The following is a 12,173-nucleotide window of genomic DNA, read 5'->3' as shown; positions in this document are numbered from 1 at the left end:
GTTTTATATGCAAGAAATATGAGATTTTTTTTAGTATTTATCATTTGCATCATTTTTGGCTTTTTATGGATGTTCTGGAATGCGCAAGATATATTAGCACAACAACTACCAAAAGAGATTGAAGGGCAACAAGTCACGATACAAGGCCGTGTTGTTAATATCCCCACTCAAAACAAGTTTAACACTCAATTTGATTTGTATGCCACTTATGTAGTATATAAGCAACAATATTACCCATTTCAAGGTAAAGTGCGCCTCAGATGGTATTCTAAACCAAATGAGTCCCCTCAAACCGTTAAACCCGATCAATTATGGCAATTTACCGTAAAACTTAAACGTCCACATCCCCCACTCAATTTTAATGTATACGACTATTCTAAACAGCTATTTATTCAACGCATTACTGCCATGGGCAATATTAGCAATGCTAAAAAATCGCCAGCCAAATTACTAGATATTCCAAGACCTTATCAATTACAAACAGTTCGTTACCAACTGATTCAAAATATACATCACTCTATTAGCACCTTACCTTATGCAGGCATTATTTTAGCGATGGGCTTGGGTGATCGCAGCTTAATTACGCAAAAACAATGGCAATTATTCAGACAAACAGGCACTAGCCATTTAGTTGCCATTTCGGGTCTGCATGTCAGTAGCATTGCATTTGTCAGCTTTATTCTATCAAAATTATTTTGGAGTTTTTTAGGTAAAGCAGCACTTAGGCTTTCCGCCGTTCATTTTGCAACAATCATAACATTATTTATAGTATTAGCTTATGTTTGTCTGGCAGGCTTTAGTATTTCTGCTCAGCGGGCTTTTATTATGATTTTAGGTTTTTTGATTCCTAATCTTATTAAGCGTAATTTAAGTCATTCATATCGAATTTGTTTAGCTTTAGCCTTTGTCATAATTTATGATCCATTCTCTACATTAACCGCAGGTTTTTGGCTATCATTTATTATTGTTAGTATTATTATCTATTTTTCTCAATTTATACGTGCTCATAATGTCGAGCAAAACCGTTTAAAATATATGATATTTTTACTTGTAAATCTTATTGTTTTTCAGGTGATTATATCCATAATAAACTATCCTCTCGCGCTATATTTTTTTCAACAAAGCACACTGCTTGCGGCAATAAGCAGTAATCTTATTATGATTCCACTGACAAGCTTTATTATCTTACCATTTGTGCTAATAGGTATTTTAGTTTCTTTCATTTCTCCTCTTATATCAATTTATTTATTCACTGCTATTTCTTATGTTTTTAGTTTGGCATTTGGAATTACTGAATTGATGATAGAATTGGAACAATATAGTTATATCTATTTGGAATTATTTAATTTATCTGCTGACAATATTAATTTATTGACTGTTATTCTCAGCATAATTAGTGTATTTATTTTATTTGCACCCAGAGGGTTTTCTATTCGCTGGCTAGGATTCATTGGATTATTACCCCTATTTTTTAATTTTTCATTTGAAAATAATATAAAGCATGGAGAATTTGAATTAACGATTTTAGATGTAGGACAAAATTTAGCAACAGTCATTCAAACTCAAAACCATCAATTGATGTATGACACCGCGAATAGCTGGATGAGCCGTAGCGTGATTATTCCTTATCTCAATGCGCATAAACTGTCCCATTTGGATTTATTGATAGCGAGTCATGCTGATAATGACCATAGTGGTGGGGTGAATAATATTGCAGAACAGATACCGATTAATCAAATTTTGACGGGTGCAGTTGAAATAAAAAGAATTCAGGATTTTTTTAACATACCATTACAGCAAAATATTAAAATTGCTACTTGTAAAACAGGACAGCAATGGCGGTGGGATGGAGTTTATTTTGAAATATTGCATCCAAAAGTAGGCGAGCATCACTATAAACGCAATAATCGAAGTTGTGTTTTAAAAATCAGTGGGACAAAGCATAGTGCCTTATTAACGGGAGATATTTCAAATCATGTTGAAATTGCATTATCGCAGCAACAAAAACTGAAACTCAACGCAGACATTCTTATTGCACCTCATCATGGTAGCCGAACTTCATCTTTACCTTCATTTATTCGAGCAGTTAATCCGAAAACTGTTGTTTTCTCAACGGGTTATTTAAATCATTATCGACATCCTCACCCTGATATTGTAAAACGTTATCAACAACAGAAAATTCGAATTTTCAATACGCCTGATACAGGCTCAATTCGTTTCAGCCCACGCCATCATCATTTTTTACAACCCATGATTGCCCGAGAAACCATGCACCGAATTTGGCATTAGTGATACCACGTTAATATTACAATTTAATTTTTGAATATTATTTCATCAGGGCTTAAAAGGATTTAGAGGCGTTTTCAAAATGAAGAATACAATTAAGTTGTTTAGTTCAATATAGCGATTAGCTGAGAAACAATTTATTTTTACAGCTTAGGACTGCCAGTCCATTAAGGATTGCCAGCCCTAACAACTCATGGGAAAGAGTCTATATTACATCATGCTTTAATTTGGAATTTCTTCAACATCATCTTGATGTGAAAGTAGCATCACAGGTGGCTCTGGAGGAGCAGTTTTCATTAGCATTGCGAGTAATGATGAAATCTTTTGACTCATATCACGTCGATCCACAATCATATCCACTGCGCCATGTTGTAACAGAAATTCACTGCGCTGGAAACCTTCTGGTAATGTTTCACGCACTGTTTGTTCAATGACACGAGGGCCTGCAAATCCAATTAATGCGCCCGGTTCTGCAATATTTATATCTCCCAGCATTGCCAAACTAGCAGACACACCGCCCATTGTAGGATCAGTCAATACCGAGACAAAAGGCAATCCTGCTTGATTTAAGCGATTAATCACCGCACTGGTTTTAGCCATTTGCATCAATGAGGTTAAAGCTTCTTGCATCCGTGCACCACCACTGGCTGAAAAACACACTAGCGGGATTTTTTCATTAATTGCGGCTTGCGCAGCGCGTACAAAACGCTCACCTACGACACTGCCCATCGAGCCGCCCATAAAACTAAATTCAAAGGCACAGGCGACAATTGGCACACCATAAATTTGTCCTTTGATTACAATTAAGCCATCTTTTTCATCTGTTAATTTTTGTGCTTGTACTAAACGATCTTTATATTTTTTGCTATCACGGAATTTAAGAAAATCTTTCGGCGATAATTCTGTGCCGATTTCTTCACGTGGTAATGGATCTAAAAACTTATCTAAACGTGGTCTTGCACCAATACGTAAGTGATGCCCACATTTTGGACATACATTCACATGGCGTTCTAATTCCGCTTTATATAAAACCACCTGACAGACAGGACATTTACTCCATAATCCTTCAGGCATGGTATGACGGCTTTTATTGCCATCGGTACGAATTCGGGTTGGTAATAATTTTTCAAACCAGCTCATTGTATTTTATCTATGCTTGTAAAGTCCGCTAAGGAACGGTGTAAATCGCAGGCATCGCACTCTAAAAACGATGCAGTAAGACCAAAACCGAGAATCTAAGGTCGGGCTAAATTTTACCTGTACCAGTCTATACTTGTACAGAATTAGTTATTAATCCCAAGATAAATTCAAGTTTGAGTGATGCTCAGATAAGCATTGCATCAGCTCACATGAGTTATATTGTTGTTTGGTCAATATTTCAATACAAGTTCATGTTTTCTTGAATTTTAAAATCATTCTATGTGACCATTCTCTGATAATAACGATAAGAATTTAAGTGTTGTTCAAATTCATTAGACCACCTAAATCTGAGAATAACAGAAGCCGTTTTTTAAAGCATTGAAGCCAAATTTTTATAATAATAGCCCATCACTTTTTTTACGTAGTTTTGGGTTTCTTTATACGGGGGAATTTGGTTTTTATAGCGTTTTACTGCATTTTCCCCTGCATTGTAGGCCGCAATTGCCAATTCCATATCTTGATTAAACATCTTGAGCAAATCACTTAAATAATGTGTACCGCCGTCGATATTTTCACTGGGATCAGTTCGGTTTTTTACACCATAACGTTTTGCTGTGCCTTTCATTAATTGCATCAAGCCTGTCGCTCCTTTCGGAGAAACCACACTTGCCCGATAATTAGACTCCGCTTTGATAACAGCATGAATTAACGCGGGGTGTAACCCATAACGCGCGGCCGCATTTGAAATCATTGCGTCATAATCTGTTTTTTTCGCTTTACCACGACGGGGTAAGTGAGGGATAGGCGGCAAAGTTGGTGGTGGCGTATAAGTTTCAATCATGTAACTGCGTGAATATAGCAGCAATATATCTTTCTTTTTTTCAGGCGGCTTTTTATTAGATAAATGCAACACACCATTTTCATCAAGATATTTATAAATGACAGTGGTGGTTTCCGCAGCAAAGCTGGATTGGGAGGTCATGAACATACAGAACAGAAACAGCCAATTTATTCTAGTATGGTGACATTGGGTTATCAAATGAGCTAAAGACACGGTTAAATCATCCAAATAAATCTAACATATTGTTTGCATTTTATTTGTTTTAGAATATTTTTTACAAGCTGTATTTTCTATTCATCCATCTTAAACGTATTTTTAAATGAGTATAAAGAGGATTTTATCAGGCAGTCCTTGACGGTTAAATTTTGATATTGAAGAACAATGAATAATATGAAACCTATAGAAATATTTAATGATTTATGCTTCTAAGTAGCTGGAAGAAATATTTTCTTTGTATAGTGCCTTGCTTTAAATAAATTATCTCTTTACATTCCATCCATGAAAAAAATACCTTTGGTAGCAGCAAGTAAACAAATTATATGAACAAGCAACAAGAATTATTAGCTCTTATTGATATTATATTTAGTCAAACTCCATACCCATATATAGATGAAATTTATGCAAACATAAGGTGTAAAGAAGAATACATTGAAGATTTAGGGCAAAGAGTATGGCAAGAAACTATATTGGATAATTTAGCTTATAGAGATGATATTGTTGTATCTTTAAGTAACACTGGTTTTTTGTATTACTTACCTGCTTTTTTATGCTTTATACTTATACATTATAATGAGATGGATGTATTTGGGGAGGCAGTTATTGACCGATTAACACCAATATTAGATGAAATGAATAACCCCAGAGCATCATGGGTGAAAAATATTTATAACTGTTTAACTGAACAACAACAAAAATGTATACAGAAAGTATTGCTTTATTTTTGGGAAAACTATGATGATGATTTAGTTTATGATGCTCTTAACGATTATTGGTTTGATAATCCATAGTCATTAATCTAAGCTATTTCCAAAAGCCAATTCAACTTCACTAGTGTTTAAACCTTATTCAGAAATATCTAGTTTTTTAAATCCTTCTTGATCTATTCATATTCTATATATGGTTCAACTGGTTACTACTACACTTGACGTGGTAATTCGTCTTTGATGCAAAGTTGTTCTCAAACCATTCTAATTTAATGTATCTCTTTTGCTCTGAACCAATGGGATAATAGTAAAAAGTTCTCTTTTCAAGCTGTCAACCAATGCGTCAATAGAAGTTAGACGTATTTCCGCTCTTCTTAAATCGTCGGGATTCTCACCTATATACAAATCGCCTATTATTTCATTGATAAACTCGATAATGTTCTGTTGTTTCCAAAGCGAATTATTGACAACGTCCCAATAAGGGGACTCTGATGTGTTTTGCATGGTTATTCTCTTAAATTTTATAATTTAATGACTGATTATTTTTGAGTGCCTCATTCAGCATGTATAATTGTTTCTTTGGATTAGAACGAATTGGTATTAAGTTTATCTTGTTATCACAAATTTTGTGGTAATGCCTTCATGACACATAGGAACAAGATAACAAGTTGGAAACATTACCGTATTGTTATGTCTTAAATTGTTACAACTTGCACTTAATTGTATAGATCAAAATGTCAACTGTTAACAATATATTCGTCATTATTTTGATTTCTTTTATCTTTAAGGTTGGATAAAATGTTAACTTTTGGGGAAAGACTTAAAAAAGAAAGAGAAAAGCTAGGATTTAGCCAAACTGAATTTGGCAAAATTGTTGGTGTAGAAAAAGAAACACAAAGTATTACGAGAGGAATAAAAGATTTCCTAAGCTAGATTATTTTGAGCGTATAAGTTCAATAGGGATTGATGTGCAATATATCATTATTGGAAAAAGATCGATTGATAAACCTTGCTCTGAAAATGAACGTGATTTTATTGATATTGTTGAAGTTGAACTGGAGAAGATTAAGCAAAGCTTTCAATATATCGAGGATATGCTAAGTTCTATAAAGAAGGGGTAGCCCGTTAATCCTAATGCTGAATTATTAGAGATTTTGCTTCGTTCCCACATATCATGTGGGAATGCCTTTGAGACGTGTACCTCGTTACCAAGTTCTACTTGATAATGCCTGTTTTAAAAGCTCTGCTTTACAAGACATTCAACAAGCAGAGCTTGCAAGTCAGGCATTCCCAAACTGAGTTTGGGAACGAGCAATCTTCTGGTTCAAGGCTAAACAAGAAATAAATTACTTATCTCGTTCCCAAGTTCTACCTGGTAATACCTGTTTTAAAAGCTCTGCTTTACGAGACATTCAACAAGCAGAGCTTGCAAGTCAAGCATTCCCAAACTGAGTTTGGGAACAAGCAAGTTCGACTTCTATCGCCAATGTGCTAAGATTATCCAAACTCATTACCCTCTTTTCTTTACCTCCAATTTCTAAGCTATTTAGGCATATTTTTTGTTTACATATCTCTCCAACGTTCTGATATTCCTAATACACAACTAATCTTTGATAATGAGATTGTCTCCAACAAAAATTTATCAATCAAATATTCAAATCAGATGATAAGACTGAGGAATAAACTATAATAAATATAATATTGCTCCATAAATTGCTTTTAAATCATGGTAGCGAGCGTGTAACCGAGGGTTTACCAATGAAATTAAAATTTTCAGCTAAGTACCTAGCTTTGCTGTTAGGGTGTTTAACAGTCCTATTCTTTCCGAAATATTCAGAGGCGCGAGAATACCTTGTTTCTACTGTGGCAGGGACTAGTCGTGGATATTCTGGTGATGGTGGAGCAGCGACAGCAGCAGAACTGGCCTACCCTTATGATGTTGCTCTCGATGCAGCAGGGAATATATACATTGCAGATTATGGGAATCATTGTATTCGTAAAGTCGACACCAGCGGTATTATCACCACGGTAGCAGGCATTGGGACAAGTGGATATTCTGGAGATGGAGGGTTTGCCATCGCTGCTGAATTGAATACCCCTAGAAGTGTCGCAATAGACAGTACGGGAAATATTTATATTGCTGAGGAATATAATCACTGCATTCGCAAAGTGGATATCTTGGGTATTATTAGCACCGCAGCAGGGACTTGTGGAAGCAATGGGGATTCTGGAGATGGCGGCGCAGCCACTGATGCTTTGCTGAAGTATCCACATGGTGTAGCAGTAGACAGTACTGGAAATATTTATATTGCTGATAGTCGAAATTTTCGAGTGCGTAAAGTAGATAGCTCGGGCATTATTAATACAGTTGCTGGCTCAGAAACACCTGGTTTTTCTGGTGATGGCGGATTGGCAACATCTGCGACATTTAAGAGTCCTGAAGGTGTGGCTGTGGATACGGCTGGGAATATCTACATTTCTGATCCCTTTGGTTATTGTGTTCGTAAAGTCGATGCTTCTTCCAGTATTGTTAACACTGTAGCTGGGATTTGTGGAAGTGGTGGATATTCTGGTGATGATGGACTTGCCACCGCAGCAGAATTTAGATGGATTCGTGATATTACTGTAGATGCAGACGGCAATCTCTATATGACCGATACCAATAATTCTTATGTTCGGGTGGTTGATACGGCAGGCATTGTTACCAGTATCCCAATAAGCTTATCTTATCCAAGTGGGGTGATTGTGGATGCTGATGGACATATCTATGTAGCAAATAGCAGTGGTCATAACATTCGTTATTTTAAGCGACTTGCTCCTTTTGTATCTTCGATTACACGCAATAACCCAATTGATACAAATACCAATGCCAGTAGCGTCGAATTTCTGGTGACGTTCAGTGAACAAGTGACAGGCGTTAATACAGATGATTTTAGCTTAAATACATCAGGCGTGAGTGGCAGTGCTATCAGTTCAGTTTCTTCCAGCACATGTAATCCCTCTTGTACCGTGACGGTGAATACAGGAACAGGCAATGGCACAATTCGTTTAGATGTCGTCGATGATGACAGCATCAGTAGTAACGATAGCGGTTGGAATTTAGGCGATGCGGCGGGGGAAAATGATGGCGGTTTTAGCAGTGGTGAGAGCTATAACATTGATAAAAGTATTGCTGCGCCCTCAACTCCAGATATGGACAGCGGTTCTGATTCAGGCTCGTCTAACAGTGATAATATTACCAATAACACCACACCAACATTCACAGGCACAGCCGAGGCAGATAGTGAAGTTGAGTTATTTTATGCGGGTTCTAATTCACTGGGAACAACAACGGCGGATAGTTCAGGCGATTGGACAATCAACGCAACCGTGATTCCTAATGGTTCACAAAACATCACTGCAAAAGCAACTGACCCCGCAGGCAATATTAGTGCAGTCTCTTCCGCATTGAGCATGACGATTAATAATATCTCTCCCAGTGTCACCATTAATCAAGCCAGTTCACAAGCTGATCCCAGCAGTGCCAATTCAATTGATTTTAGCGTGGAATTTAGTGATTCAGTCACGGGATTTGCCACGGGCGATGTCAGCATTTCAGGAACAGCAGGCGCGACCACGGCGACCGTCTCAGGTAGTGGCAGCAGCTATAATATTGCAGTGACGGGAATGACCAATGCAGGAACGGTGATTGCCAACGTCAATACGGGGGTCGCCAGTGACAATGCAGGCAATACCAATACAGCCAGTAGCAGCACCGATAATAGCGTCACCATTTCTCAAGTGATAACAAACCTCAGCATTACAAACGGTAACAATCAAAATACCACGGTTGGCACAAGTTTTAGCAATCCATTAGAAGTGACCGTTACCGACCAATATAGCGATATTATTTCTAATGCGCCCGTGACCTTTACCGCGCCAAATTCAAGTGCAAGTTTAGACAGCGTTTCATCTAATGCCACCACCAACAGTTCAGGGATTGCCAGTTTAAGTGCGACCGCAAATACCATTTCAGGCGATTATAGCGTTGTGGCAAGTAGCAATAGTGTCACCACTGATTTTAGTTTAAGCAACGATGTTGATGCAGTCGCTAATCTAACGATTTCCAGTGGTAATAATCAAAGCAGCATGGTGGGGACAGCTTTTAACGATGATTTAGAAATAACCGTGACTGACCAATATAGCAATCTGATTCCAAGTGCGACCGTGACCTTTACCGCGCCGAATTCAGGTGCAAGTTTAGACAGCACTTCATCTAATGCCACCACTAATAGTTCGGGGCTTGCCAGTTTAAGCGTGACCGCGAATGCAAGCGCAGGCAACTACAATGTCACCGCCAGCAGCAATGGAATTAATACCGATTTTAGCCTAAGCAATACTGTGCCAACGATCAGCTTTACAGCCAGCAGTCATTCAGTCAATGAAAACAGTGGCTCGATAACAATCACGGCTCAATTATCGGAAAGTTCTGGAGTTGATGTCAGTTTGCCTTTTACAGTCAATGCCAGTAGCACCGCCAACAGTGCCGATTACAGTATCAGTGCATCCCCGTTGACCATTAGCGCAGGCGATACCAGTGCCGACATCAGCATCACGATTATTAATGACAGTACGGATGAAGATGAAGAAACCCTTCTGATTGAAATGGATACGCCCAGCAATGCGACCCAAGGCACGACCACATCCCACAATATTACAATTCAAGATGATGATGTCAGTTTAATTATCAATGAATTAGATTATGACCAAGGCGCGACAGACAGTGCCGAATTTATTGAGCTGAAAAATATTAATGGCAATGCACTGGATTTAGCCGCCGAAGCTTATTCGGTTCAACTCATCGATGACACGGGCGTGGCTTATCAAAGCTTTAACTTATCAGGCACATTAGCAAACAATGGCTATTATGTGCTGTGTGACACTGCGGCTAAGGTATTGAATTGCAATCAAGCGGTTAATTTAGGCGATGATTTTATCAATGATGGTGCGCCGAATGCCGTTGCTATTATGAAAGCTGGTTTTATTGTCGATACTGTTAGTTATGAAGGGATTACGCCCAATCATTTCACCGAAACCGATACCGCTATAACAGATGATGGCAGTCGTACTTTAGTGGGTTTGTCGCGTGATAGCAGCAGTAATGACACTGAGGATAACAGTGCTGATTTTGCTTTGAAATGCGTGACACCGAATGCGGATAATGCGCTTACTGACAATAATAATTGTTTTCAAATTTCGATTGATGATCCCAGTATCACAGAAAATGACAGTGGTACAACAAGCCTTGATTTCACTGTCAGTTTAAGTCATGCCGCCAGCAGTGATGTTAGCGTTAATTATTCCACTGCGAATAACAGTGCGGGCAGCAGCGATTACAGCAGTCAATCCAATAGCATTACCTTTTCCGCAGCCACAAACAATGACCAAACCATTAGTATTAGTGTCACAGGAGATGAAATTGATGAAGGCACAAGCGAAAGTTTCTATCTGAATTTAGACAGCGTGAGTGTCAATGCACAAATCATTGATAATCAGGGCAATGGCACAATTACCGATGATGACAGTGCAGGCATGACCATCATTGAAACCAGCGGCACATCCGTGAATGAATCGGGAACAAGTGATACGTTTAGCGTGGTGTTACAAACCCAACCTGAATCCAATGTAGAACTCAATCTCAGCAGTGGTGATACGGCTGAAGCCACACTGTTGCCCACAAGCTTAAGCTTTTCAAACAGCGATTGGCATATTGCACAAACGGTGACCGTAACAGGTGTTGATGATAATGGGGCTGATGGCAATCAAACCACAAATATCACAATAAGCGTAGTCGATGCCAATAGCGATGACCGATACGACGCTTTATCAGACCAAACCGTGACCGTGACAACGGTAGATAATGACACCCCAGCAATCACCGTCACGCCGAATAGTTTGAGTTTGAGCGAACCCAATAGCTCAGATACATTTGCTATTACTTTAAATACCTTGCCTACTGATTCGGTTGATATTCCACTCACAATAACTGGCGCATGTTCGATTGATGTTAGCAGCCCGATTACAATTAATAATACTGATTGGGCAACAGGACAAACCATCACCGTGACCGCGATTGATGATGCCATTGATAATATCAGCGATCCCAGTTGCAGTATTGTCACAGGCGATCCCAGTAGCATTGATAAGAATTACAATAATTTCACTGCCAGCGATGTCCAAAATGTCAGCGTCAGTATTACCGATAACGATACCGCAAGCGTCACAGTCAATCCGACTTCAGGTTTAAGCATCAATGAACCGTCAGAAACCACGACCTTTAACATTAGTTTAGCCACTGAACCTGAATCAGATGTCAGCATTAATTTAACAACTTCAGATGAATGTAGCGCAGTCGCCGCCGATGATTTGACCACCGCGAATTACACCACAGGCGTGACCATCACCGTGACGGCAACCGATGATAATATTGCTGATGGTGAACAAATTTGTACTGTAGAAACAACATTAACAGGCGATACAATTTACGCCGCGATAACACCTGATAATGTGACAATCAGTGTACAAGATGATGATACCGCTGGGATTAGCATTGATTCCAGTATTGACATAACCGAATCCGCGACAGAAAGTGTCAATATTCAATTAGATACCGAACCCACTACAGGCAATGTCGTTATCAATGCAACCGTGAGCGATAGCAGTCAATGTAGTTTAAATCCTAGCAGCATAACCCTGAGTGACTCCAGCACCCAAACGATTAATATTACCGCAATCAATGACTCAGATATTGAAGGTAATCACAGTTGTCGGGTGAGTTATGCGATTAGCAGCAGTGGTGCAACTGAATATCCCAGCAGCATGAGTATCAATAATACTACAGTCAATATTACGGATAATGATGCAGGTGTGATTATCGAACCCAGCGATTTAAGCATCGGCGAAGATGGCACAACTGATAGTTATACAATTCGCTTAAGCACTCA

At 38.6% G+C, this 12,173-nt stretch carries 6 protein-coding genes; 4 read left to right on the top strand and 2 right to left on the bottom strand.

Annotation, left to right across the window (positions count from 1 at the left end):
• Positions 1–2,289 (top strand): DNA internalization-related competence protein ComEC/Rec2 (locus tag ABXH34_RS12475; protein WP_353572215.1); only part of this gene is annotated, 2,289 nt, incomplete at its 5' end.
• Positions 2,290–2,508: 219 nt separating this feature from the next.
• Here ABXH34_RS12475 and accD read toward each other — a convergent pair.
• Together accD and ABXH34_RS12465 are read right to left on the bottom strand one after the other, a co-directional pair.
• The gene (gene accD, locus ABXH34_RS12470) at positions 2,509–3,426 is read right to left on the bottom strand and encodes an acetyl-CoA carboxylase, carboxyltransferase subunit beta (protein ID WP_353572214.1); all 918 of its coding nucleotides are present in this window, start codon (positions 3,424–3,426) and stop codon (positions 2,509–2,511) included.
• A gap of 370 nt (positions 3,427–3,796) precedes the next feature.
• Positions 3,797–4,414: a transglycosylase SLT domain-containing protein gene (locus ABXH34_RS12465; RefSeq protein ID WP_353572213.1), complete on the bottom strand. Its 618-nt coding sequence runs from the start codon at positions 4,412–4,414 to the stop codon at positions 3,797–3,799.
• Positions 4,415–4,806: 392 nt separating this feature from the next.
• Here ABXH34_RS12465 and ABXH34_RS12460 point away from each other — a divergent pair, with 392 nt between their 5' ends.
• The 3 genes from ABXH34_RS12460 to ABXH34_RS12450 form a co-directional block, all read left to right on the top strand.
• Positions 4,807–5,274, top strand: coding sequence for a DUF6714 family protein (locus ABXH34_RS12460; RefSeq protein WP_353572212.1), 468 nt, complete (start codon positions 4,807–4,809; stop codon positions 5,272–5,274).
• Positions 5,275–5,988: 714 nt separating this feature from the next.
• Complete coding sequence (locus tag ABXH34_RS12455; protein ID WP_353572211.1) at positions 5,989–6,123, top strand: hypothetical protein; 135 nt, start codon at positions 5,989–5,991, stop codon at positions 6,121–6,123.
• A gap of 825 nt (positions 6,124–6,948) precedes the next feature.
• Positions 6,949–12,173, top strand: a 5,225-nt coding sequence (locus tag ABXH34_RS12450) for an NHL domain-containing protein (RefSeq protein ID WP_353572210.1), incomplete at its 3' end; no start/stop codon positions are given.

It is taken from the genome of Candidatus Albibeggiatoa sp. nov. BB20, assembly GCA_016744725.1.
In the GTDB taxonomy this organism is placed as follows: domain Bacteria; phylum Pseudomonadota; class Gammaproteobacteria; order Beggiatoales; family Beggiatoaceae; genus Albibeggiatoa.
This window is presented reverse-complemented; position numbering and strand designations above follow the sequence as displayed.